The organism is Pseudomonas sp. TWR3-1-1, from assembly GCF_049896545.1.
Classification (GTDB): Bacteria; Pseudomonadota; Gammaproteobacteria; order Pseudomonadales; family Pseudomonadaceae; genus Aquipseudomonas; species Aquipseudomonas weihenstephanensis.
Genome location: NZ_JAFCUO010000001.1, coordinates 1,096,127 through 1,118,789 on the forward strand (window position 1 = coordinate 1,096,127; position 22,663 = coordinate 1,118,789).

A 22,663-nucleotide genomic window follows, 5' to 3' on the forward strand; every position below is an offset into this window, starting at 1 on the left:
GAACTTCCGCCGGACGCAGTCTTGTCTTTTGTCAAACAGGCCCGGCCCTGCTTTCGCGGGTGCCGGGGGTGTTGAAACAGCACAAGCAGCAGTCACAGGTGGTGCGGCACTAATAAAAGTGCAGCGCCGAATGCGCAGTACCTAACGAAGACGGTAAAAAGCATGAATCTTCACGAGTATCAGGGTAAGCAGCTGTTCGCTGAATACGGCCTGCCAGTATCCAAGGGTTATGCAGTAGACACCCCGGAAGCGGCCGCAGAAGCTTGCGACAAAATCGGCGGGACCGAATGGGTTGTAAAAGCTCAGGTTCACGCAGGTGGTCGCGGTAAAGCGGGCGGCGTAAAGCTGGTTCGCAGCAAAGAAGACGCTAAAGCGTTTGCACAACAGTGGTTGGGCAAGCGTCTGGTGACTTACCAGACTGATGCCAATGGTCAGCCGGTCACCAAGATCCTGGTTGAATCGTGCACTGATATCGCTAAAGAGCTGTACCTGGGCGCTGTCGTTGACCGTTCGAGCCGTCGTATCGTGTTCATGGCGTCCACCGAAGGTGGCGTGGACATCGAGAAAATCGCTCACGACACTCCAGAAAAAATTCTGAAAGCCACTATCGACCCACTGGTTGGCGCTCAGCCATTCCAGGGTCGCGAGCTGGCTTTCCAGCTGGGTCTGGAAGGCAAGCAAGTTGCTCAGTTTGCCAAGATCTTCGTAGGCCTGGCCAAGCTGTTCAAGGATCACGATCTGGCACTGCTGGAAGTGAACCCGCTGGTTATCAAGACTGACGGCGATCTGCACTGCCTCGATGCGAAAATCAACATCGACGCAAACGCCATGTACCGTCAGCCCAAGCTGAAAACTTTCCACGATCCGTCGCAAGACGATCCGCGCGAAGCGCACGCTGCCAAGTTCGAACTGAACTACGTAGCGCTGGAAGGCAACATCGGCTGCATGGTTAACGGCGCTGGTCTGGCCATGGGCACCATGGACATCGTTAACCTGCATGGCGGCAAGCCAGCCAACTTCCTCGACGTTGGCGGCGGTGCTACCAAAGAACGCGTTACCGAAGCGTTCAAAATCATTCTGTCCGACAGCAATGTCGCCGCAGTACTGGTTAACATCTTCGGCGGCATCGTTCGTTGCGACATGATTGCCGAAGGCATCATCGGTGCAGTGAAAGAAGTCGGCGTGAAAATCCCGGTAGTTGTGCGCCTTGAAGGCAACAACGCTGATCTGGGCGCTAAAGTACTGGCAGAAAGCGGTTTGAACATCATCGCGGCTACCAGCTTGACCGACGCTGCTCAACAAGTTGTTAAAGCTGCGGAGGGCAAGTAATGAGCGTCCTGATCAATAAAGACACCAAAGTTATCTGCCAGGGCATCACTGGTTCGCAGGGCAGCTTCCACACCCAGCAAGCCATCGAATACGGCACCAAGATGGTCGGTGGCGTTACTCCGGGTAAAGGCGGCACCACTCATCTGGACCTGCCGGTTTTCAACACCGTGAAAGAAGCTGTAGCTGCCACTGGCGCAACCGCCAGCGTTATCTACGTACCGGCTCCTTTCTGCAAGGATTCCATCCTTGAAGCAGCATTCGGCGGCATCAAGCTGATCGTTTGCATCACCGAAGGCATTCCTACCCTGGACATGCTGGACGCTAAAGTTAAGTGCGACGAACTGGGTGTTACCCTGATCGGCCCTAACTGCCCAGGCGTTATCACCCCAGGCGAATGCAAGATCGGCATCATGCCAGGTCACATTCACTTGCCAGGCAAAGTAGGCATCGTGTCGCGTTCCGGCACCCTGACTTACGAAGCTGTCAAGCAAACTACTGACGCCGGTTTCGGTCAGTCGACTTGCGTAGGCATCGGTGGTGACCCGATCCCGGGTTCCAACTTCATCGACATCCTGAAGTTGTTCCAGGAAGACCCGAAGACCGAAGCGATCGTCATGATCGGTGAGATCGGCGGTTCGGCTGAAGAAGAAGCGGCTGCCTACATCAAGGCAAACGTGACCAAGCCGGTTGTTTCCTACATCGCTGGTGTGACTGCCCCTGCGGGCAAGCGCATGGGTCATGCGGGCGCAATCATCTCTGGCGGCAAGGGCACAGCAGACGAGAAGTTTGCTGCCCTGGAAGACGCAGGCGTTAAAACCGTGCGTTCGCTGGCAGACATCGGCAAGGCTCTGTCCGAGCTGACTGGCTGGGCAATCAAGTAAGCCTCTCGCTTAACTGATCGCTACACCAGACAAAGGCCACCTTCGGGTGGCCTTTGTGCGTTTACAGATACCCTAAACTCGGCAGCTCCCAGGTGGTAGTTGCGTAGGAAAACAAGAGTTCGCGGCATGGAAACCACACCGAACCAAATTTAGATGTCATTCAGGCGACAACTGCGTGCGTTCATCGGACAGAACGCCCTGCAACAGTGCGTTACAGGAAAAAACTCGGTAATCTGGCAGCCAAATCTGCGTACGCATCCCACAAGGAAGCCGCGCGCTAGACGGGTTGGACTTATACAGTTCGACAGCATTTCCCACATCCGCACGGGAAATTCCCCTCTAAATTCCGATTCAGTAGTGTGGTATTTCCGTAATGAAAGTATTGAAAGGCCAGGACATCCTGGCACTTGGGTTTATGACATTTGCCCTGTTCGTTGGGGCTGGCAACATCATTTTCCCGCCGATCGTTGGCCTGCAAGCCGGACCTAACGTCTGGATCGCTGCATTGGGCTTTCTGCTCACCGCGGTAGGCCTGCCGGTCATCACCGTTGTTGCCCTGGCCAAAGTCGGGGGTGGCATGGATGCACTGAGCAGCCCGATTGGTAAAATTGCTGGCGGTTTGCTAGCCGCTGTCGCGTACCTGGCGGTGGGGCCGTTGTTTGCCACGCCACGTACCGCCACGGTCTCGTTTGAGGTCGGTCTTGCGCCGTTGACCGGTGAAAGCCCGCTGGCGTTGTTTTTGTACAGCTCGGTGTACTTCCTGATCGTGTTCTTTGTGTCGCTGTACCCAGGCCGCCTGCTTGATACCGTGGGCCGTTTTCTGGCACCCCTGAAAATCATCGCGCTGGCGATTCTCGGCATTGCCGCTTTCGCTTTGCCCGCTGGCGACATTGGCGTGGCAACCCCGGAATACGTAGCGGCGCCGTTCTCTCAAGGGTTCATCAATGGCTATCTGACCATGGACACCTTGGGCGCTTTGGTATTCGGCATCGTGATTGTTAACGCGATCCGTTCCCGTGGGGTTGAGTCACCCAAGCTGATCACCCGTTACGCCATCATTGCGGGCCTGATCGCAGGTGTGGGTCTGGCACTGGTTTATGTCAGCCTTTTCCGCCTCGGTGCTGGCAGTCACGAAGTGGCCGCGGGTGCAACCAATGGCGCGGCCGTTCTGCACGCGTATGTTCAACATACCTTTGGCTCGCTGGGCAGCGGTTTCCTGGCCGTACTGATTGCCTTGGCCTGTCTGGTAACAGCGGTCGGCCTGACCTGCGCGTGCGCTGAATATTTCAGCACCGTGCTGCCGCTTTCGTACAAGACGCTGGTGGTGATTCTGGCCGTGTTCTCACTGGGTGTGTCCAACCTGGGGTTGACGCAGTTGATCGCGTTCTCGATTCCGTTGCTGACCGCTATCTACCCGCCGTGCATCGTGCTGGTTGCGTTGAGCTTCTGCAAAGGGCTGTGGCATGCACAGGCGCGGATTGTGGGCCCGGTGATGCTGGTGTCGTTCATCTTCGGCTCGATTGATGCGCTCAAGGGCGCTGGCCTGGCTGACTGGATTCCGACCCGCCTGGCCAATATGCCTTTCAGCGAACAGGGTCTGGCGTGGCTTGTGCCGTCGCTGGTGGTTTTGCTCGGTGCATTCATTTGCGATCGCATGCTGGGTAAGCCTCAACAAGCGTTGGCTTAAGTGTTCAGCAAGCCAAAAGCTTGCACTGAATAAACAAAAATGCCCTGTATCAATTAGATACAGGGCATTTTTTATGGGCGTGTCTTTTTGCTGGGCAAAGCGTCGAACTCAGGTGCATAACGTTCACCTCACGCGCTTCGGGATATCCCATGTCGTTCATTCAGTCCAATTTGATTCATCTGCTGGCGGCTTTATGGTTTGTGGTGTGTTGGGGCGGCTACACCCGTTACGCGACCTTCAAAGCCCGGGACACCGCCTGCCTGGCCAGTGTGTTGCACCTGTACCGCAAAGACTGGATGCGCCGCATGCTGTTGCGGGACAACCGTATCGCCGATGCCAGCGTGATTGGCAATCTGGAGCGCAACGCATCGTTTTTCGCCTCCAGCACGTTGATTATTCTGGCGGGTATTTTGACAGTACTGGGCGCCTCGGAGCGCGCGGTGTCATTGCTGGCCGATATTCCGATGGTGCAGCAAGCCTCGCAGGGTATGTCAGAGATCAAGTTGCTGTGCCTGGCGCTGGTGTTCGTGTACGCCTTCTTCACGTTCAGTTGGTGCATGCGCCAATACAACTTTGCCGCGATTCTGATCGGCTCGGCACCGATGATCGGTGAGCGCGATGTGACGGAGCAAGAACGTAAGGCATTTGCGCTACGCGCCGCCAAAGTGATTTCGATGGCCGCTAACCAGTTCAATTTTGGGCTGCGCGCCTACTATTTCGGCATGACCATGCTGGCCTGGTTTGTCAGCCCCTGGTTATTTATGTTGATGAGTGCAGGGGTCGTTGTGGTGTTGTATCGCCGCGAGTTTCATTCCGACGTACTGAGTGTGATGTTCTATACCCCGACTGAAGGGCCTGCGCCTGAATCCGCCAAGGATTCTGCCCTCTGAGCAAACAGCAGGCAAAGTAAAGCCCGCGCGAAGCGGGCTTTCTTTTGCAGCCAGGTAAATGAATTACTTGGTAGCAGGTGCGGCTTCTGGAGCAGCCGGTGCAACTGGAGCTGCTTCTTCAGCAGCTGCTTTGTTCGACTCAGCCTGATCTTTAGCGGCTTCAGCGTTTTCTTTTGCAGCTTCGTTCACTTTGTCTTGTGCTTCATTCATTTTTTCTTGAGCTTGCTCAGCGTGCTGAGTAGCGTCTTGTGCTTTGTCTTCGGATTTTTTGTCGCAAGCAGCGAGACCGAGGGAAGCAGCCAACATCAAAGCAACAGCGAAAGTCTTACGCATGGGGTGTTTCTCCTTATTGAGTATATCTACCGGCCGTTTGAGCACAGGCCAATAGCTTAAGTTCCTTGGGCGTGCAGATATATAAGTGCATGCCGCGCGCGGATTCTACGCAGTCCCTGGCTGCCAAGCCAAGCAGATTAATAAATGACCTGACGCCTACCCCGGATGCCTTGTTTAGAGCGTGTCGAGCCAGTGGTTCAACATTCTGTAAAAGGTAGTGGTGGGTTGTTTTGAGGTGTGGCCTTGAATTTTCACCGTCAGCCCCAACTTTTATGACATCCCGCCGCCAACCCTCTAGGGCGTGGCACATGCCATCTAATTGGAGCTTTATAACAATGAGCGTGGACACTCAAAAAGAAACCCTGGGTTTTCAGACCGAGGTTAAACAACTGCTGCACCTCATGATCCATTCGCTGTACTCCAACAAGGAAATCTTCCTTCGCGAATTGATCTCGAACGCTTCCGACGCGGTCGACAAATTACGCTTTGAAGCGCTGTCCAAGCCAGAACTGCTGGAAGGCGGCGATGAACTCAAGATCCGTGTGAGCTTCGACAAAGATGCCAACACCGTCACCCTTGAGGACAACGGTATCGGCATGAACCGTGATGACGTGATTGCCCACTTGGGTACGATTGCGAAATCCGGCACGGCCGACTTCATGAAAAACCTCTCGGGCGATCAGAAGAAAGACTCGCACCTGATCGGTCAATTCGGTGTGGGCTTCTACTCAGCCTTTATCGTGGCGGACAAAGTGGATGTTTACAGCCGTCGTGCAGGTACACCTGCAAGCGAAGGCGTGCACTGGTCCTCCAAAGGCGAAGGCGAGTTCGAAGTCGCCAATATCGACAAGCCTGAGCGCGGCACCAAAATCGTTCTGCACCTAAAGTCGGGCGAAGAAGAGTTCGCTGACGGCTGGCGTCTGCGCAATATCATCAAAAAGTATTCCGATCACATTGCCTTGCCGATCGAGCTGCCTAAAGAGCAGACCGTGGCTGAAGGCGAAGAAGTACCTGCGCTGGAATGGGAAACCGTCAACCGCGCCAGTGCGTTGTGGACCCGTCCTCGTACTGAAGTCAAAGACGAGGAGTATCAGGAGTTCTACAAGCACATCGCCCACGACTTCGAGAACCCGCTGGCGTGGAGCCACAACAAGGTTGAAGGCAAGCTGGAATACAGCTCGCTGCTCTACGTTCCGGCCCGTGCACCGTTCGACCTGTACCAGCGTGAAGCGCCTAAAGGCCTGAAGCTGTACGTACAGCGTGTATTCGTTATGGATCAGGCTGAGTCGTTCTTGCCGCTGTACCTGCGTTTTATCAAAGGTGTCGTTGACTCCAACGACCTGTCGTTGAACGTGTCGCGTGAAATTCTGCAAAAAGACCCGATCATCGACTCCATGAAGTCCGCGTTGACCAAGCGCGTGCTCGACATGCTGGAGAAGCTGGCGAAGAACGAGCCGGAAAAATACCAGGGCTTCTGGAAAAACTTCGGTCAGGTGCTCAAAGAAGGCCCGGCTGAGGATTTCGCCAACAAAGAAAAAATCGCCGGCCTGCTGCGCTTTGCTTCGACCCACGAAGACGGTGGCGAGCAAACGGTTTCCCTGGCGCAGTATCTTGAGCGTGCCAAAGAAGGCCAGGACAAGATCTACTACCTGACCGGTGAAACCTACGCTCAGGTTAAAAACAGCCCGCACCTGGAAGTCTTCCGTAAAAAAGGCATCGAAGTGCTGCTGTTGACTGACCGTATCGACGAGTGGCTGATGAGCTACCTCAGCGATTTTGATGGCAAGTCGTTTGTAGACGTGGCCCGTGGCGATCTTGATCTGGGTAACCTGGACTCGGAAGAAGACAAGAAAGCCGCAGAAGAAGTCGCCAAGGCTAAAGAAGGTCTGGTTGAGCGGATCAAAGCTGCACTGGGCGAAAGCGTGAGTGAAGTACGCGTCTCGCACCGTCTGACTGACTCTCCAGCCATTTTGGCCATCGGCGAGCAGGACCTTGGCCTGCAAATGCGCCAAATCCTGGAAGCCAGTGGCCAAAAAGTGCCGGACTCCAAACCGATTTTTGAATTCAACCCGGCACACCCGCTGATTGAAAAGCTGGATACGGAGCAGAGCGAAGAGCGTTTTGGCGACCTGTCGCACATCCTCTTCGACCAGGCGGCACTGGCAGCCGGTGACAGCTTGAAAGATCCGGCGGCTTATGTCCGTCGTCTAAATAAGTTGTTAGTTGAGTTGTCAGCGTAAGACGTCTATAAAAAACCCGCTTCGGCGGGTTTTTTTTGTTTCGCATTCAGGAGTTTTCGATGGAATCAATAACGCTGCAACCGGTGGTCTATCAAATTGATGGCCAACCCTACGAAGGCCTTCTTGCCTATGACTCCAGCCGCGTCGATCCGTTGCCGGGCCTGCTGATGGCACCTAACTGGATGGGCGTCAGTGATGGGGCCCAAGAGATTGCCAAGTCTGTGGCCGAGCAGGGTTATGTCGTATTGATTGCCGATTTGTATGGCCAAGGCATTCGCCCCGCCAACGCAGACGAAGCGGGCGCTGCGATGATGCCGCTGAAAAATGACCGTGCTTTGCTGCGCAAGCGCATGTGGGCGGCGTATGACACGTTGCGCAATACCTCGTTCGCCCAAGTCGACAGCAGCAAACTGGCGACGTTCGGCTTCTGCTTCGGCGGCTGTTGCTCACTGGAGCTGGCACGCGGCGGGGCGCCATTGAAAGCGGCGATCTCGTTCCATGGTTCTCTGGACACGCCAAACCCGATTGACGCAAACAGCATCAAGGGATCTGTGCTGGTTCTGCACGGGGCTGCTGACCCGTTGGTGGCGAACGAACAACTGCCTGCGTTCGAGGCAGAGATGACAGCGGCGGGGGTGGACTGGCAATTGACCAGCTACGGTGGCGCAGTGCACTCCTTTACAGATCCCCACGCCAATGTACCGGGCAAGATGATGTACGACGCCAGGACGGCAAAGCGTGCCTTTATAGCGATGCACAACTTGTTGGATGAAGTGTTCCGCGACTGAGCCTCTTACTCTTTTGCGCACAGGCATCACCTACTGTCCTCTGTAGGAGCCGCCGCAGGCTGCGATTGAGTGCGCAGCGCGTCAGCACCGACAGAGGTGTTTATTCAAGCCGGGCGTTCGAGGGTCTCGGTGACGGTCAAATCGCGCATCAGCAGGGCATAGCGCAAATCCACCTGGTCCGGAATGGGCAGGTACACCGTGTGACCATCCCCCGGCGCCACTTGAATCGGCAAGCCAGCACTGTTGTGCAATTGGTCGAGATCAAAATGGTAATTGCCGCGCGGGGTCATCAATTCCAGATGATCAGCCAGGGCGAAGCGGTTTTTGACTTTGACCTCTGCCAGACCATTGCGACGCTCTCCGGTCAGCTCCCCGACAAATTGCTGGCGATGTGACAGTGAGCTGCCATGCAGGTAATTCTGGTATTCGTCATGCACATGGCGGCGCAAGAAACCTTCGGTATACCCTCGCTGTGCCAATGATTCGAGGTCGGTCATCAGGCTGCGATCAAACTCACGTCCTGCCACCGCATCATCGATGGCCTTGCGGTACACCTGTGTCGCGCGGGCACAGTAAAAGTGCGACTTGGTGCGGCCCTCAATTTTCAGGGAGTGAACACCCATCTGCGTCAGGCGTGCGACGTGTTGCACCGCGCGTAGGTCTTTGGAGTTCATGATGTAGGTACCATGCTCGTCCTCAAAGGCAGCCATCGGCTCATCAGGGCGGTTTGCCTCATGCAGCACGAATACCTCATCCGTTGGTGCGCCAATGCCCAGGGTCGGCTCTACCGGCGGTTCTACAATCTGCACCACATTGCCCAGTTCGTTCTCTGTGGCCGGTGTGGCCTCGTATTTCCAGCGGCACGCATTGGTGCAACTGCCCTGATTCGCGTCGCGCTTGTTCATGTAGCCGGACAACAGGCATCGGCCGGAGTAGGCCATGCATAGCGCGCCATGTACGAAAATCTCCAGCTCCATATCAGGGACTTTTTGGCGAATTTCTTCGATTTCTTCCAGTGACAGTTCACGCGACAAAATAATCCGGCTCAAGCCTTGTTGGTGCCAGAACTCAACACTGGCCCAGTTCACCGTGTTGGCCTGCACAGACAAGTGAATCGGCATCTGCGGGAAGTGTTTGCGCACCAGCATGATCAGGCCCGGGTCTGACATGATCAGCGCGTCCGGCGCCATCGCGATTACCGGCTCCAGATCCTTGAGGAACGTGCGTAATTTGGCGTTGTGCGGTGCAATGTTCACGACCACATAAAAACGTTTGCCCAGGGCTTGGGCTTCTTTGATGCCAACGGCCAGATTGTCATGGTCGAATTCGTTATTGCGCACCCGCAGGCTGTAGCGCGGCTGGCCTGCGTACACGGCATCGGCGCCATAAGCGAAGGCGTAACGCATGTTTTTCAGGGTGCCGGCGGGGGCGAGGAGTTCGGGCGGTGCAAGGGACATAGTCGAGCCATTCGCAAAAGGGCGCGATGGTAGTCGAGCTCAAACGGCGCAATGTTGATCTGGATCTATGCTTTATGCAGCAAAAATGGCACTCGGCGGTATATTGGCGGACTAAGCTGCGGCTAACCGATCAATTTGCGCCTTACCGACATGGACGGCATATGAACGAAACAAGTCTGCAACGTAAAACCCTGCTGTTATTGCTGGCGCTAGTCACCCTTGCTTTTATCTGGATACTGCTGCCGTTTTATGGCGCAATTTTTTGGGCGGTTGCTCTCGGTATTTTGTTCGCGCCCTTGCAGCGCAAGTTGCTGCTCAAGCTCAGGGGGCGGCGTAATCTCGCAACATTTTCCACGTTGGGGATATGCACCGTAATCGCCATTTTGCCGGTGATTATCACCACGGCTTTACTGGTACAAGAAGTGGCCACGCTTTACAGCGATGTCCAAAGCGGCAAGATCAACGTCGCCAGCTACGTCATGCAGTTCAAGGACATTTTGCCGACGACTGTGCAGGACTGGCTGGATCGCTTTGGCCTGGGCAATATCGACGGCCTGAGCGAGAAAGTGTCCAAGGGCGCGCTGGAAGGCAGCCAGTTTTTCGCTACCCAAGTGTTCAGTTTCGGTCAGAGCACGTTCGAGTTGGTGGTGAGCTTTTTCATCATGCTCTACCTGTTGTATTTCTTTATTCGTGACGGCCAGCAGATGGTGCGCCTCATCCGCAATGCTGTGCCGTTGGCAGAGCAGCAAAAGCGCTTGTTGCAGCTTAAGTTGCGACGCGTGGTGCGGGCATCGGTCAAAGGCAATCTGGCAGTCGCCATTACTCAGGGTGCGCTGGGCGGGTTGATGTTCTGGTTTCTGGGCATCCACAGCTCGCTGTTCTGGGCGGTGCTGATGATGTTCCTGTCATTGCTGCCAGCCGTTGGAGCGGGCATCGTGTGGGCGCCGGTTGCGGTGTACTTTCTGGTCACGGGCCAGATCTGGGAAGGTGTGGTGTTGGCGCTGTACGGGGTATTGGTGATCGGTATGGTCGATAACGTATTGCGCCCGATCCTGGTAGGCAAAGACACCAAGATGCCGGACTTTCTTATCCTCATTTCAACGCTGGGCGGTATGGCGATCTTCGGCCTCAACGGCTTTGTGATCGGGCCGTTGATTGCCGCGTTGTTCCTCTCCAGCTGGGGGTTGTTCAGCGGTACACGCCGTAAAGTGCGACTGCCCGCTGATATCGAGCCGGGCAATTAACGAAAGCTGTATGACACCCCGACATAAGCCCCCATGCCAACGCCTGGGGTTGAGCGCGCAGCGTCTTTGCCGTTGTCGTCATACCCTGGCGTGACCGTGGCAGCATAGCGCTGGTTAGTCAGGTTGCGCAGGTCCAGCCAGGTGCTCCAGTCTTGTTTGGGCGAGGCGTAACCCAGGCTGGCGCCAAACAGTGTGTAAGACGAGGCGTAATACGAGTTGGCGTAATCCACGGCTATGCGCGAGGCCGCTTGGGTATTTACCCCGGCATAGAAACCTCGGGGGTGGTCGTATCGCACTTCGGCCTGATAGTAGTGCTGCGCGATACCGGGCAATGAATGACTGCCAAATCGTGCATCGTCGCGGTAATGGAAATCACTGAAGGTGTAAGCCTGACGCAAAGACACCTTGCCGATCGCATCGTGCTCCCACAGCACGCTGTTCAGTCCCGCTTCGAACCCTTGGTGCACGGTCGGGCTGGCGTTGTACTCGCCGACAATGAGCGGCTCGATTTCAACCGTCAGCAATTCGTGACGCACAGCGGAGTAGTACCAGGCCAAATCCCACTGTCCGATCCAGGACTGGCCACGGGTGCCGAGTTCAAGCGTGGTTGCTGTTTGATTATTCATGGCGATGGGCGTGCTTTGACGACCGGTAGCCGGACCGCTACCACCAGGGAATCGAGCAGGCGAACTCCAGATCAATGACCACGGGTGCGGTGGCTCAACCGAGCGGCTCAGGTTGCCGTACACCTGCACGTCTGGGCTGAGCTCATAACGCAGGCCAATACGTGGCGCGTAGTCCCAATCATGCTGGCTCACTTTGCCACCGGTTTCGGGGTAGCTCACGTCGCTTTCGCGGCGGGTATAAATCAGCGCCATGCCGGTGGTCAACCACAGGTCAGGCATCAGTTCCAGATCATTGCTGACGTGCAGCACGGTGTCTGACCCTTGATAGCTGAAGTCGCGCATTTTGGTGCCGGGCGCGTAGCGGGCTGTCGCGTCACGCGGGATGCGCAAATATTCCGACGCACCGGTATTGGGTAAATGCCGGGTTGTACGCCAACCGACAGTGGTTGCGCTTTGAAGCCCGAACAACGTGTCACGCCGTTTATAGTTCAACGTGCCGCTGACGTCGGTGTAGGCCACCTTCAATCGATTGGGTCCTTCGCGCAGATCCATGGGGTAGTCGTGATAAACCACCCCCGCCTCCAGTTGCGAGTCGTCATCCAGATACATCGTGGTTTTGTTGGCCAGCCAGGTGCTACCCGGTTGTGGGCGCGAGTAGTCGCCGCTGACATACGCCGGGTTGGCCGAGCGCGGGTGATGTTTGATCTGGTCTTGGGTCACACGACCTGCCAGTTCGTTATCCGTTTCGCGATAACGCAGATAGAAGCGTGTCTCAAGCTGCGGGTTGAAGCGATAACCGATGTTGGCCGCGATGCCTTTACTGCTGCCTCGCGTGTGATCCTGATAACCGTCAGTGTCGGAATCGGTCAGCGAAACGTAGTAATCAAGGTCTCCCAGTACCTGTCCTGTGCTGATCTGGCGTTTGCGATAACCATAGCTGCCCGCTTCGTACCGTACTTGCAGCGGCGCAGCGTCGTAGCCCGTATGTGTTACGTAGTTGATGGAGCCGCCCAAGGCCAGCGAGCCGGCGCCGAATCCATTGGCGCCGCGCAGCACTTCGGCGCGGCTCAACCACAACGGTTCGAACAGTTCATAGGGAGTGCCGCCCGGGCCCGTCAGCGGCAGGCCGTCGAACATGACATAGAGGCCAGAACCGTGGGCGCCGGGCGCGCGGTTGATTGCGGAACCCCGCACCGATACTTTGGCGCCATCATTGCCCGCTGATTGAGCGTAGATACCAGGCTGGTAAGCCAATACATCAACGTTGCTTGCCGTGCGGCCGTTTTCGACACGGGTTAAATCAATCAGGTTGCCGGCGCCGGGCACCTCACGCAGTGCCGACTGTGCGGCCTCCAGGTCACTACTTTCTTCACTGCGAACTTGCACCTCGCTCAGTTCCAGCGCACTGCCATAGGAGGGGGCAGCGCAAGCAAGCGCCAAAGGTAGAAGTGAAGTAAAGGCGCAGCGCATTAACGGAGATTCCAGGGCGATTGGCGAGGGCGCGCCAGCCTATACAAGCCGAGAATCACTCGCAACTGTTAGCGCCGTACCGATGGTTTTAACCATAAAACTCATGCAGTTGAAGACCCCGCGCTTGCGGAATGACGACATTGCCACTGGTGACGATGTAAAAACGTTCGAGCCCCGGAATGACCACATTGGCCAGTGTCGTACCCAGTGCGGTGTGGTACATGACACTGACGCCCAGCTCTTTTTGGTGACTGCGAATATCCTCGGCCAGCCTGCGAATATGTTCGGATACGGGCTGTTTGGGCTGAGGGACGGGAAGTTGCACACGGTGAGTCACGGCACGTGCCAGCAAATCGTCGGTGTCGAGTTGAAGGCAGCGCTGCAAACGGGGGAACGGTGCCAAGTGACAGTCTTGAAGGCGCAGCAGCCGCGCTACGTCCGGCTGCTGCACGGCCAGTACCATTTGCGCCAATTCTGTCAACGCGCGACTGACCGCATGTTCAGGGCATAGCGAGGTACCGGAGCCGAACAGACCCACAGGCCGGATACAGGGGACAGTGAAGGCAAGGTAGGTACGCGCTAAAAACTCACTGCTGATATCCAGCACGATGACTTGCGTGTCCAACTCCTTTTCTACATCGCTCCAGAGTTGGAACAGAGGCTCGTGGGCGGCAGGGCGGTTGAGCATGCGCAAGGGATGGTCATGTAAATAGTAAAAGTGATGAAGCAGAAACAGCGAGAGGGCGTCGCGCTCCAGGCATTCATTGATGGCATGCAGGACCGCTTCGTTCCAGGTCGCACCAATGGCGATGCCGCTGTTGCAGCAATAGCGTTTCAAGCTGGCGTAGTTGAATGTATCGCCGTTGACGGGGGCCTCTGAGTAGCCTGGCAGGCTTAAGGCGAGCGGGTAGCAAAAACTGTGGTCATCCAATGGGCTGGTATAGCGGCGGCAGGCAAGCGTTGAGTCCTGATCTTGGTAAATAACATCCAGAACGCTGTCATCGGTTAAATAATCACGGCGGCTGAAGTGGTGTGCAGGTATTAGCTCTATCGGTGCTTGCTTGCCATGGAACTCGGTCAAGTAGTGCTCCAGGGCCTCGAAGTACGCCCCTGTGCAGGCGGCTTCTTTGTAACCCTTGCCCGAGCCGCCGGTTTGGCGGCTCGCGTCTGAAGAACTCAAGAGCACACGAGCATTGACGACCGTGTTGCCCGCGACGTGCAGTGTGCTGGAAAGGCCGAGGCTGGCCAGTTCTTGATGAATACGAACATGAGCATCAAACAATGAAAGTTCACGTTCATCAGGGGGCGAGAGTGCGCTCATGGAAGTCTCCGGTGAAGAAGGGCGTTTGCAACACCCTTCTTGCAGTAATTACACAGCCTCGAGTTCCGACTTTTCAGCGTCGGTAAGTTCGAGAGGCTCAAAAGAAGGCAGGCCTGTTTCAGTGTCGGCGGTATCTTGCTCTTTCAGCTTTTGTGCGTTAAGTGCCATGTAATAACCCATGTTATTAACCTCGTGGAATTGTCGGACTCAGGTGAGTTTGCGTGTGTCAGTAATGTCACGCGCAGGGCGAATGTAGGTAAGCACTTCTGGGTTGTCAAATGCGAGCTAAAGGTTAATAAGCGATGGGTAATATTCTGTTCAGTGTCCGTGTGTTGTCGTGAGTGTTGCCCTCTGTGTGTTTAAAGTCAGGTGTGTAATCAGGGTATTTTCTGAGGTGGGTGCTGCAAAAAAAGTGCGGTGCTTATTGGTAAGTGTTGGGTGTATTTAATGGGGTGAAGGCGTTAGTTGTGCATGCTTGGCTTTTTCATTACATAGAACTCAAACAGTTCTGTGTGGCCAGGGCGCGCAGCTAAAGACGATATCAGGCGTAAGCCTAAAGCTTGAGCCCTATTACGTACATTGATCAGGACCGGTGTATGGCCAAATACAATGAGCATGGCACCAGGTTTGAGCGTGTTGACCATATGTTTAAACACGCAGTGGGCGTCATCTCGGTGAATAACTTCAGCATTCAAAAAACGCAGGATCAACACATCACACAGGCTTGCGAGTTGCGTCAGGCCAGCGTCCATGTGTTTGAAGACCAGCGCAGGAAATCGGTTGCGCGCGTGCTCAATCATGGTTGCAGACTGATCGGAGCCAATGCAGTGTGCTTCAGGAAAGGCTTGGGCTAAGGATCCAATGAACGTGCCGGTTGAACAGGCCGGATCGTAAATAACCATGCCGGGTTGAATCATGGTCTGTAAAAAAAAGGCGCAGTAGTCGCGAAAGTGCTGCTCGTCGTTGTCGAGTTGTCCCGCCAGTTGTGGGGTACAGGCCCATTGCTCCTGCGAGAGCGTGCACTCCTGTCCGGTGCTATCAAGTAACGGGAAAGGAAAATAAACCTCGCTGTCAGGGTGTTGAACAGCGGCGTTAAAAAGATCATGCCTTTGAGTGTCTTCGAGTGAAATGAAATGCACCGCCAAGCCATGATCGGTATACGCAATGCTTAAAAGTTGCCCTAAAAGTTGTGAAGGCTTCAGGCAACTGGATTGATACCAGCCGCGCTCGTCTGAGTGAGTTAAAAGTTTACGTCCTGCGTAGGTCACATCATTCACGGATAAGAAGAACAGGTTGTTTAATTCGGGCCCTGGCGGTGAGTTAAAGCGCAAGGCTTTCCTCGGTGTGATGCTGATTGCCTGGAATTGACGTATGAGCGCAACTTCATTGGCCAGTAGCTTGCAATTAACCGAATCAGGCATTGTCGTCCCCTTACCGTATGAAGGTTCGCGAAAGGGGAAAGCCACGCGCTTTCCCCTCTGGGGAGTTACTCGATGTTTAACTCGGCTTTTTCTTCTTCGCTAAGCCCTAGTGCTTCAATTCGTTGTTCTTCGGTTTCAGAATGTTGAAGTTCATTGTCAGGAAGTGCCGCTCCGATGAAGCCGCGTGCCATATAGCCCATGATGAGGTGCCTTTTTATTAGAGGTAATGTAGGGAATGGTTTAAGTGACTCTTTCAAGTTGCGGGATCAATTTATGGCGGTGCAGAGAAGGTGTCAATGCAAGGGTGGGTGTGCCTGCTGAAGGATTAAGAAGTGTGTTTGCCTGTCTGCACATATTTACAAATGTTTATAGCGTTGACACGCCAAGCTATTAAACAGTGAGACGTGGGTGTTGATGTAGGCAGCCTGTGGCCAGGGCCCATTGGGGTAGGGGGTGTATACAGATAGGAAGCGCTGATACGACTGGCGGGGTTGCGGTTTTAAACGCGTGGCCTGGATCGCAAAAATAGGTGGGACAACGCAAGGCAGTTTAGTGATTTGAAGGTTTATCGATCTCTACAAAAGGATGCGTCTTGGTCGAGAGAGGGGCTGTACCCGGTGAAGCGGGTGCGTGAGCCCTGACCGTGAGCAAAAAAATACCCCGTGAAAGCCAGGCTTTCACGGGGTATGGGTCAACCACTACTGTTTAGCCCATAAGGCCCAAGGTTGCGCGTTGTACAAGTTCCAGCATCGGCTGCGGGTACACGCCCAGGAAGAACACCAGTACCGAAACCGCCAGCAGCATGACGCCGCCTGCTTTCTGCTCCCAGTTCAGTGGAGCGTCGTGGCGATGCAGTTTTGGTTCAACCAGATACAGGGTCACCATCACACGCAGGTAGTAGAACACGCCGATGGCGCTGCCCAGGATCAAGGACGCTACCAGCCACCATTGATGAGCCTCAACACCGGTCGCGATGATGTAGAACTTGCCGATAAAGCCTGCGGTCAGCGGGATGCCGGCCAGCGAGAGCATCATCACGGTCATCACCGCGGTCAGGTACGGACGGCGCCAGAACAGGCCGCGGTACTCGTACAGCGCATCGGCGTCACGGCCTTTGTACGGCGAGGACATCAGGGTGATCACACCGAATGCACCCAGGCTGGTGAGCACGTAGGTGATCAGGTACACACCGATGGCTTCCATGGCCATGCCTTTGCTCGCCACCAGGGCGATCAGCAGATAGCCGAAGTGAGCGATGGAGGAGTAACCCAGCAGGCGCTTGAGATTGTTCTGGGTCAGGGCCAGCAAGTTACCAAACAGGATCGAAGCAATCGCGATCACGGTCAGCACATCGCTCATCACTCCCGTCGTGGCCGACGGAGTGATTTGGAACAGACGCACCATTACCGCAAACACGGCCACTTTCGACGCAGTCGCCAGGAACGCAGCCACTGGAGCCGGAGCACCTTCGTACACGTCCGGCGTCCACAAATGGAAAGGTACCAGCGACAGTTTGAATGCCAGGCCGACCAGCATCATGCCAAGACCCAGCTGGGCCAATGGCGCAGGTACGCCAGTGGCTGCCAGAGCCTGACCGATTCCGCTGAAGCTCAGGCTACCGGCTTCGGCGTAGAGCAAAGCCATACCAAACAACAGGAACGCAGAGCCGGCGGCTGACAGCACCATGTACTTGATGCCGGCTTCCAGCGAACGCTTGTTGAAGAAGGCATAAGCCACCAGACCGTAAACCGGCACCGACAGCAGCTCCAGGCCGATAAACAAACCGGCCAGATGTTGTGCGCTGACCAGAACAATACCGCCGGTCGCAGCCAGCAGCATGAGCAGGTACAGCTCTTCGCGATTGCCCGGATAACCCGTGCCGCCTTCGCCCAGGTAGGCGTGAGCCAACGTGACGCAGGCCAGCGTCGCGGCCAGAATCAGCCCGATGTAGAGATAGGCGAAGTTGTCCATCATCAACAGCGGGGTGACTGCCAGTGGCGCGACTTTCAACGCCGGGAAAATCGACAGCAGGGCCAGGTTAAGGCCCGCTACCGAGAGTAGGAAGGTTTGCGAGTGGTTGCGGCGCCACGCGATTGCCAGCATCACCACCACAACGGTGAGGCTGGTAATCAGCAGCGGAGCAAGCGCGATAAAGTGTTGGATCGTGAATTCCATAGCGCTCTTACCGGGCCGAAGCGAGTTGAGTGAAGGCGGTGCCGATCCATTGCTGCACGCCATTCATGGTGGCAGCCGAGGTATCGAGGAACGGTTGTGGGTACACGCCGATGAAAATCAGCAGTACGGCCAGACCGAGCACCATGATCAGTTCACGTGCATCCATACCGGCCAGTACAGCGTCCGATTTGGAAGGGCCGAAATAGGCGCGGTGAATCATGATCAGCGAGTAGACCGAACCAAACACCAGACCGGTCGTTGCAATCGCCGTGACCCAAGGGAAGTGTGCAAACGAGCCCATCAGAATCAGGAACTCACCGACGAAGTTACCGGTGCCCGGCAAGCCCAGCGAAGCGGCCGCGAAAAACAGGCTGATGGCCGGCAGGTAAGCGATCTTGGACCACAGCCCGCCCATTTCACGCATGTCGCGGGTGTGCAGACGTTCGTACAGTTGACCGCTGAGGATAAACAGCGCGGCTGCCGAAACACCGTGGGCCAGCATCTGGATCACCGCGCCTTGAAGGGCCAGCAGGCTACCGGAGTAGATACCGATCAGTACAAAGCCCATGTGCGAAACGCTGGAGAAAGCGATCAGACGTTTGATGTCGGTTTGTGCGAAGGCCAGGAACGCACCGTAGAAAATCCCGATCAGACCCAGGGTCATGGCAATCGGCGCAAACTCGGCCGACGCATTCGGGAACAGCGGCAAGGCAAAACGCAGCAGACCATAGGCCGCGGTCTTCAACAGGATACCGGCCAGATCGACCGAGCCTGCGGTAGGCGCCTGTGCGTGAGCATCCGGCAGCCAGGAGTGGAACGGCACAACCGGCAGCTTCACGGCAAAGGCAATGAAGAAGCCGAGCATCAGGATGTACTCGGTGGTGAGCGACATCTTGGTTTTCAACAACTCGGCGTAGCTGAAGGTAATGACGCCGGTGTTGTTGAAGTTGACCAGTACCAGGCCCAGGATCGCCACCAACATGATCAGACCTGAGGCCTGAGTGAAGATGAAGAACTTGGTGGCGGCGTAGATACGGGTTTTCTTGCCGTCGGATGAACTGTGACCCCAGAGCGCAATGAGGAAGTACATCGGTACCAGCATCATTTCCCAGAAGAAGAAGAACATGAACAGGTCGATGGCGAGGAACACGCCCACCACACCGCCCAGGATCCACATCAGGTTCAGGTGGAAGAAGCCCACATGACGCTGAATTTCTTTCCAGGAGCACAACACCGACAGCACACCGAGCAAGCCGGTGAGCAGGATCATCAGCAGCGACAGGCCATCGAGTGCCAGGTGCACACTGATGCCGAAGCGCTCGATCCAGGTGTGCTGGAACTCAAGCGCCCAGGTTGGAGCGACGCCGGGGTTGGGTGCCAGTGAATAGTTACCTTGAGACCACAGCCAAAGGCCGAGGGCAAGTTCAAGGGACATGGTCAGCAATGCAATCCAGCGGGGCAGGGTGGAGCCGAAACGCTCACCCAGCCAGCACAGGAGGCCGCCGATAAAGGGGATCAGGATTAGCCAAGGCAGAATCATGACGGGCTCAATTCCTTTCGCAAAGTCGAAGGTTCATATCAGACCGCTACCAGTACGATGGCGCCCATGACCAGTACAGCACCGGCGGCCATGGATGCAGCGTACCAACGCAGTTGACCGGTTTCGCTGCGGCTCAGGGCGTTATGCCCGGCCTTGGCCATCTTCGGGATCAAACCAATGGTCTGATCCAGAGGATCTTTGGCCAGCAAGCGGCAGATCAACAGGTACGGTTTGACGAACAGTTTGTCGTACAGCCAGTCGAAGCCCCAGGCAGCGAACCACCAGGCAGACAGGAAGCGACCGATGCCGCTGTTGGCGACGGCGGTGACAAAGCTACGCTTGCCCAAGTACAGCAGGGCGGCGAGCAGGATACCGGCCAGGGCAATGGCACCCGAGGCGATTTCGAGGCTGTGCTTGGCTTCACCGCCGGCATGGCCAACGCTTTGTGGCAGAACACCGGCCAGTGGCGGGGTGATCATGGCGCCGATGAAAGTCGACAGTACGATCAGCACGCTCAATGGCAGCCAGTAGGTCACGCCGTGGCCTGCGTGAGCTTGGGTCTTGGCTTCGCCGTGGAAGGTGACGAAGATCAGGCGGAAGGTGTACAGCGAGGTCATGAACGCACCCACCAGACCGGCATACAGCAGCTCGTTGTTACCGCTGGCGAAGGCTTCCCAAAGAATTTCGTCCTTGGAGTAGAAGCCGGCCGTCAGCAATGGCAAGGCAGACAGCGCCGCGCCACCGACGATAAAGCTGGCGTAGGCCAGTGGCAGTTTTTTCCACAGGCCGCCCATCTTGAAGATGTTCTGCTCGTGATGGCAGGCAACAATCACTGCGCCGGAGGCAAGGAACAGCAGGGCCTTGAAGAAGGCATGGGTCATCAGGTGGAAGATCGCGCCGTCCCAGGCACCCACGCCCAGCGCCAGGAACATGTAGCCGATCTGGCTCATGGTCGAGTAGGCGAGGATACGTTTGATGTCGGTTTGCACCAGTGCCGCAAAACCTGCCAGCACCAGGGTCACACCGCCGACAATGCCCACCAGGTGCAGCACATCAGGCGCCAGCGTGAACAGGCCGTGGGTACGGGCAATCAGGTAAACACCGGCCGTAACCATGGTTGCAGCGTGGATCAGTGCCGACACCGGCGTCGGGCCAGCCATCGCGTCTGCCAACCAGGTTTGCAGGGGCAGTTGCGCCGATTTACCGACCGCGCCGCCCAGCAGCATCAGGGTCGCAAGAACGATCCAGAAATCACCGGCCTTGAACTTGATCGGGGCCTGAACCAGCAGCTCTTGAATGTTCAATGTGCCCAGTTGCTGGAACAGGATGAACAGGCCGATGGCCAGAAACACGTCGCCGATACGGGTCACGATAAAGGCTTTGAGTGCGGCGTTACCGTTGTTGCGGTTGCTGTAGTAGAAACCGATCAACAGGTACGAACACAGGCCCACGCCTTCCCAGCCGAAGTACACGAACAACAGGTTATCGGCCAGGATCAGGAACAGCATGCTGGCAATAAACAGGTTGGTGTAGGAGAAGAAGCGCGAGTAGCCGTCTTCTCCGCGCATGTACCACGAGGCGAAGACGTGGATCAGAAAGCCTACACCGACGACAACGCCGAGCATGGTGACTGACAAACCGTCCAGGTGCAGGGCGAAGTTGGCCTTGAAATCACCGGCCGCCATCCACTGCCACAGCACTTGCGTGTACTGACCGCCTTCAGGCGGCGCCACGTTGAATTGCCAGATCACATACGCGGCCACGATGGCTGACAGGCCAATGGAGCCGACGCCGATCAGGGCCGAGAGGTTTTCGCTGAAGCGTCCACGGGAGAACGACAACAGCAAAAAGCCGATCAGGGGGAATACGAAAGTCAGAAAGAGAAGGTTCATCCGCGCATCTCACTGGCAGCATCGATATCAAGCGTGTGGAAGCGGCGATACAGTTGCAGCAGGATCGCCAGGCCAATACTGGCCTCGGCCGCTGCCAGGGTGATCACCAGGATGAACATCACTTGCCCATCCGGCTGCGCCCAACGTGCACCCGCCACAATGAACGCCAGTGCAGCGGCGTTCATCATGATTTCCAGACTCATCAACACGAAGAGAATATTACGGCGAACCATCAGTCCAACCAGACCGAGGCAGAACAGGATGCCCGCGACTGCGAGACCATGTTCGAGAGGTATTGATGGCATGTTATTGCTCCTTCGCCTCAGTGCGGCCCAAGTGGAACGCCGTCACGGCTGCGGCAAGCAACAGCATCGAGGCGAGTTCGACCACTAGCAGATACGGGCCGAACAGGCTGACGCCCACGGCTTTTGCATCGATGGTGGTTTGACCGATTGCGGCACCGCTCGACTGGGCGAACAGCACGTACAGCAGTTCGGCCAGCAGGATGGCGGACAGAATGCTCGGTCCGACCCAGATACCGGGCTTGAGCCAATGGCGCTCCTGAGTCACCGAGGCCGGGCCTTGGTTGAGCATCATCACCACAAACACGAACAGCACCATGATGGCACCGGCGTAGGCGATCACTTCGAGCACACCGGCAAAGGGTGCACCGAGGCTGAAGAATGTCATCGCCACGGCAATCAGCGAAATAATCAGGTAGAGCAGGGCGTGCACAGGGTTGGTGTTGGTGATCACGCGTAGCGTGGACACGACAGCGACACCCGATGCGAAATAGAAAGCGAATTCCATCGTTCTTCCTTAAGGCAGCAAGCTCTTCACGTTGATCGGTTCGGCTTCGTTCTGAGCAGCACCTTTCGGTTTGCCCTCAACGGCCATGCCCGCAACACGATAGAAGTTGTAATCAGGGTTCTTGCCCGGCCCTGCGATCAGCAGATCTTCTTTTTCGTACACCAGATCCTGGCGTTTGAACTCGGCCATCTCGAAATCCGGTGTCAACTGGATCGCGGTGGTCGGGCAGGCTTCCTCACACAGGCCGCAAAAAATGCAGCGTGAGAAGTTGATGCGGAAAAACTCCGGGTACCAACGGCCATCTTCGGTTTCGGCTTTTTGCAGCGAGATGCAGCCCACCGGGCACGCGACGGCGCACAGGTTACAGGCTACACAGCGCTCTTCGCCGTCCGGGTCGCGGGTCAGGACAATACGGCCACGGTAGCGCGGTGGCAGATAGACCGGCTCTTCGGGGTATTGCAGCGTGTCACGCTTGCGGAAGGCATGGCCAAACACCATCACCAAGCTGCGAAGCTGGGTGTAGGTGCCATGCACGATGTCAAACAGATACTTGAACATG

Annotated in this window: 20 protein-coding genes; 7 read left to right on the plus strand and 13 right to left on the minus strand. The window is 56.1% G+C overall.

All coding sequences use genetic code 11. The annotated features are described in order from the left end of the window. Positions 1 to 162: 162 nt before the first annotated feature. The 4 genes from sucC to ACP7A4_RS05225 all read left to right on the plus strand — a co-directional run bounded on the left by sucC (position 163) and on the right by ACP7A4_RS05225 (position 4,787). Positions 163 to 1,329 carry an ADP-forming succinate--CoA ligase subunit beta gene (gene sucC / locus ACP7A4_RS05210; protein ID WP_016780173.1) on the plus strand — a complete coding sequence of 389 codons (1,167 nt, stop codon included), beginning with the start codon at positions 163 to 165 and terminating at the stop codon, positions 1,327 to 1,329. Continuing rightward, positions 1,329 to 2,210, plus strand: coding sequence for a succinate--CoA ligase subunit alpha (gene sucD, locus ACP7A4_RS05215; RefSeq protein ID WP_016780174.1), 882 nt, complete (start codon positions 1,329 to 1,331; stop codon positions 2,208 to 2,210). Before sucC ends, sucD begins: the two co-directional genes overlap by 1 nt. Positions 2,211 to 2,583: 373 nt before the next feature. Beyond that, on the plus strand, positions 2,584 to 3,897 hold the full coding sequence (brnQ, locus tag ACP7A4_RS05220; protein WP_059764211.1) for a branched-chain amino acid transport system II carrier protein: 1,314 nt from the start codon (positions 2,584 to 2,586) through the stop codon (positions 3,895 to 3,897). Positions 3,898 to 4,046: 149 nt separating this feature from the next. Next, entirely contained in the window at positions 4,047 to 4,787 is a 741-nt protein-coding gene (locus tag ACP7A4_RS05225; protein ID WP_059764208.1) for a DUF599 domain-containing protein, read from the plus strand. Between the two features lie 63 nt (positions 4,788 to 4,850). Here ACP7A4_RS05225 and ACP7A4_RS05230 read toward each other — a convergent pair whose 3' ends face one another. Further along, the gene (locus tag ACP7A4_RS05230; RefSeq protein ID WP_048365279.1) at positions 4,851 to 5,120 is read right to left on the minus strand and encodes a hypothetical protein; all 270 of its coding nucleotides are present in this window, start codon (positions 5,118 to 5,120) and stop codon (positions 4,851 to 4,853) included. Positions 5,121 to 5,455: 335 nt separating this feature from the next. Here ACP7A4_RS05230 and htpG point away from each other — a divergent pair, with 335 nt between their 5' ends. Both htpG and ACP7A4_RS05240 read left to right on the plus strand, forming a co-directional pair. Further along, complete coding sequence (htpG, locus tag ACP7A4_RS05235; RefSeq protein WP_203302708.1) at positions 5,456 to 7,360, plus strand: molecular chaperone HtpG; 1,905 nt, start codon at positions 5,456 to 5,458, stop codon at positions 7,358 to 7,360. A 59-nt stretch (positions 7,361 to 7,419) separates the two neighbouring features. After that, the gene (locus ACP7A4_RS05240; RefSeq protein ID WP_426245818.1) at positions 7,420 to 8,148 is read left to right on the plus strand and encodes a dienelactone hydrolase family protein; all 729 of its coding nucleotides are present in this window, start codon (positions 7,420 to 7,422) and stop codon (positions 8,146 to 8,148) included. 104 nt (positions 8,149 to 8,252) lie between these two features. Here the strand turns inward: ACP7A4_RS05240 and yegQ are convergent, their stop codons facing one another. Beyond that, on the minus strand, positions 8,253 to 9,605 hold the full coding sequence (gene yegQ, locus ACP7A4_RS05245; protein ID WP_048365282.1) for a tRNA 5-hydroxyuridine modification protein YegQ: 1,353 nt from the start codon (positions 9,603 to 9,605) through the stop codon (positions 8,253 to 8,255). Between the two features lie 161 nt (positions 9,606 to 9,766). On the opposite strand from yegQ, the gene ACP7A4_RS05250 reads away from it, so the two are divergent. Beyond that, positions 9,767 to 10,849, plus strand: a complete 1,083-nt coding sequence (locus ACP7A4_RS05250) for an AI-2E family transporter (RefSeq protein WP_059764201.1) — start codon at positions 9,767 to 9,769, stop codon at positions 10,847 to 10,849. Here the strand turns inward: ACP7A4_RS05250 and ACP7A4_RS05255 are convergent. The 11 genes from ACP7A4_RS05255 to nuoI form a co-directional block, all read right to left on the minus strand. After that, on the minus strand, positions 10,846 to 12,945 hold the full coding sequence (locus tag ACP7A4_RS05255; protein ID WP_426245820.1) for a TonB-dependent receptor family protein: 2,100 nt from the start codon (positions 12,943 to 12,945) through the stop codon (positions 10,846 to 10,848). The two genes, ACP7A4_RS05250 and ACP7A4_RS05255, sit on opposite strands and share 4 nt — an antisense overlap. Positions 12,946 to 13,033: 88 nt before the next feature. Next, positions 13,034 to 14,266, minus strand: coding sequence for a YcaO-like family protein (locus tag ACP7A4_RS05260; protein WP_426245822.1), 1,233 nt, complete (start codon positions 14,264 to 14,266; stop codon positions 13,034 to 13,036). A 48-nt stretch (positions 14,267 to 14,314) separates the two neighbouring features. Next, positions 14,315 to 14,446 (minus strand): hypothetical protein, encoded by a 132-nt coding sequence (locus ACP7A4_RS05265; RefSeq protein ID WP_256209902.1) that lies wholly within the window; start codon positions 14,444 to 14,446, stop codon positions 14,315 to 14,317. Positions 14,447 to 14,727: 281 nt separating this feature from the next. Further along, entirely contained in the window at positions 14,728 to 15,687 is a 960-nt protein-coding gene (locus tag ACP7A4_RS05270) for a class I SAM-dependent methyltransferase (RefSeq protein ID WP_426245824.1), read from the minus strand. Between the two features lie 65 nt (positions 15,688 to 15,752). Further along, positions 15,753 to 15,887, minus strand: a complete 135-nt coding sequence (locus tag ACP7A4_RS05275; RefSeq protein WP_426245826.1) for a hypothetical protein — start codon at positions 15,885 to 15,887, stop codon at positions 15,753 to 15,755. Between the two features lie 505 nt (positions 15,888 to 16,392). Continuing rightward, positions 16,393 to 17,862: an NADH-quinone oxidoreductase subunit NuoN gene (gene nuoN, locus ACP7A4_RS05280; protein WP_048365286.1), complete on the minus strand. Its 1,470-nt coding sequence runs from the start codon at positions 17,860 to 17,862 to the stop codon at positions 16,393 to 16,395. A gap of 7 nt (positions 17,863 to 17,869) precedes the next feature. Continuing rightward, positions 17,870 to 19,402, minus strand: a complete 1,533-nt coding sequence (gene nuoM, locus ACP7A4_RS05285; protein ID WP_048365287.1) for an NADH-quinone oxidoreductase subunit M — start codon at positions 19,400 to 19,402, stop codon at positions 17,870 to 17,872. A gap of 38 nt (positions 19,403 to 19,440) precedes the next feature. Beyond that, positions 19,441 to 21,294, minus strand: coding sequence for an NADH-quinone oxidoreductase subunit L (gene nuoL, locus ACP7A4_RS05290; RefSeq protein WP_048365288.1), 1,854 nt, complete (start codon positions 21,292 to 21,294; stop codon positions 19,441 to 19,443). Then, positions 21,291 to 21,599 (minus strand): NADH-quinone oxidoreductase subunit NuoK, encoded by a 309-nt coding sequence (gene nuoK / locus ACP7A4_RS05295; RefSeq protein WP_048365289.1) that lies wholly within the window; start codon positions 21,597 to 21,599, stop codon positions 21,291 to 21,293. Before nuoK ends, nuoL begins: the two co-directional genes overlap by 4 nt. Before the next feature lies 1 nt (position 21,600). Beyond that, a complete protein-coding gene (gene nuoJ, locus ACP7A4_RS05300; RefSeq protein ID WP_048365290.1) occupies positions 21,601 to 22,104 on the minus strand; it encodes an NADH-quinone oxidoreductase subunit J in 504 nt (167 codons plus the stop codon). Between the two features lie 9 nt (positions 22,105 to 22,113). Further along, positions 22,114 to 22,662, minus strand: coding sequence for an NADH-quinone oxidoreductase subunit NuoI (gene nuoI / locus ACP7A4_RS05305; protein ID WP_048365291.1), 549 nt, complete (start codon positions 22,660 to 22,662; stop codon positions 22,114 to 22,116). Position 22,663: the final 1 nt, after the last annotated feature.

Excerpts from the sequence above, each read along its gene's own strand:
- ACP7A4_RS05275 (WP_426245826.1), bottom strand. The coding sequence starts at position 15,887 with ATGGGCTATATGGCACGCGGCTTCATCGGAGCGGCACTTCCTGACAAT.
- yegQ (WP_048365282.1), bottom strand. The coding sequence starts at position 9,605 with ATGTCCCTTGCACCGCCCGAACTCCTCGCCCCCGCCGGCACCCTGAAA.
- ACP7A4_RS05265 (WP_256209902.1), bottom strand. The coding sequence starts at position 14,446 with ATGGGTTATTACATGGCACTTAACGCACAAAAGCTGAAAGAGCAAGAT.
- nuoN (WP_048365286.1), bottom strand. The coding sequence starts at position 17,862 with ATGGAATTCACGATCCAACACTTTATCGCGCTTGCTCCGCTGCTGATT.
- ACP7A4_RS05270 (WP_426245824.1), bottom strand. The coding sequence starts at position 15,687 with ATGCCTGATTCGGTTAATTGCAAGCTACTGGCCAATGAAGTTGCGCTC.
- nuoM (WP_048365287.1), bottom strand. The coding sequence starts at position 19,402 with ATGATTCTGCCTTGGCTAATCCTGATCCCCTTTATCGGCGGCCTCCTG.
- ACP7A4_RS05225 (WP_059764208.1), top strand. The coding sequence starts at position 4,047 with ATGTCGTTCATTCAGTCCAATTTGATTCATCTGCTGGCGGCTTTATGG.
- nuoI (WP_048365291.1), bottom strand. The coding sequence starts at position 22,662 with ATGTTCAAGTATCTGTTTGACATCGTGCATGGCACCTACACCCAGCTT.
- ACP7A4_RS05240 (WP_426245818.1), top strand. The coding sequence starts at position 7,420 with ATGGAATCAATAACGCTGCAACCGGTGGTCTATCAAATTGATGGCCAA.
- ACP7A4_RS05260 (WP_426245822.1), bottom strand. The coding sequence starts at position 14,266 with ATGAGCGCACTCTCGCCCCCTGATGAACGTGAACTTTCATTGTTTGAT.
- ACP7A4_RS05255 (WP_426245820.1), bottom strand. The coding sequence starts at position 12,945 with ATGCGCTGCGCCTTTACTTCACTTCTACCTTTGGCGCTTGCTTGCGCT.
- nuoJ (WP_048365290.1), bottom strand. The coding sequence starts at position 22,104 with ATGGAATTCGCTTTCTATTTCGCATCGGGTGTCGCTGTCGTGTCCACG.
- ACP7A4_RS05230 (WP_048365279.1), bottom strand. The coding sequence starts at position 5,120 with ATGCGTAAGACTTTCGCTGTTGCTTTGATGTTGGCTGCTTCCCTCGGT.
- brnQ (WP_059764211.1), top strand. The coding sequence starts at position 2,584 with ATGAAAGTATTGAAAGGCCAGGACATCCTGGCACTTGGGTTTATGACA.
- nuoL (WP_048365288.1), bottom strand. The coding sequence starts at position 21,294 with ATGAACCTTCTCTTTCTGACTTTCGTATTCCCCCTGATCGGCTTTTTG.
- sucC (WP_016780173.1), top strand. The coding sequence starts at position 163 with ATGAATCTTCACGAGTATCAGGGTAAGCAGCTGTTCGCTGAATACGGC.
- htpG (WP_203302708.1), top strand. The coding sequence starts at position 5,456 with ATGAGCGTGGACACTCAAAAAGAAACCCTGGGTTTTCAGACCGAGGTT.
- ACP7A4_RS05250 (WP_059764201.1), top strand. The coding sequence starts at position 9,767 with ATGAACGAAACAAGTCTGCAACGTAAAACCCTGCTGTTATTGCTGGCG.
- sucD (WP_016780174.1), top strand. The coding sequence starts at position 1,329 with ATGAGCGTCCTGATCAATAAAGACACCAAAGTTATCTGCCAGGGCATC.
- nuoK (WP_048365289.1), bottom strand. The coding sequence starts at position 21,599 with ATGCCATCAATACCTCTCGAACATGGTCTCGCAGTCGCGGGCATCCTG.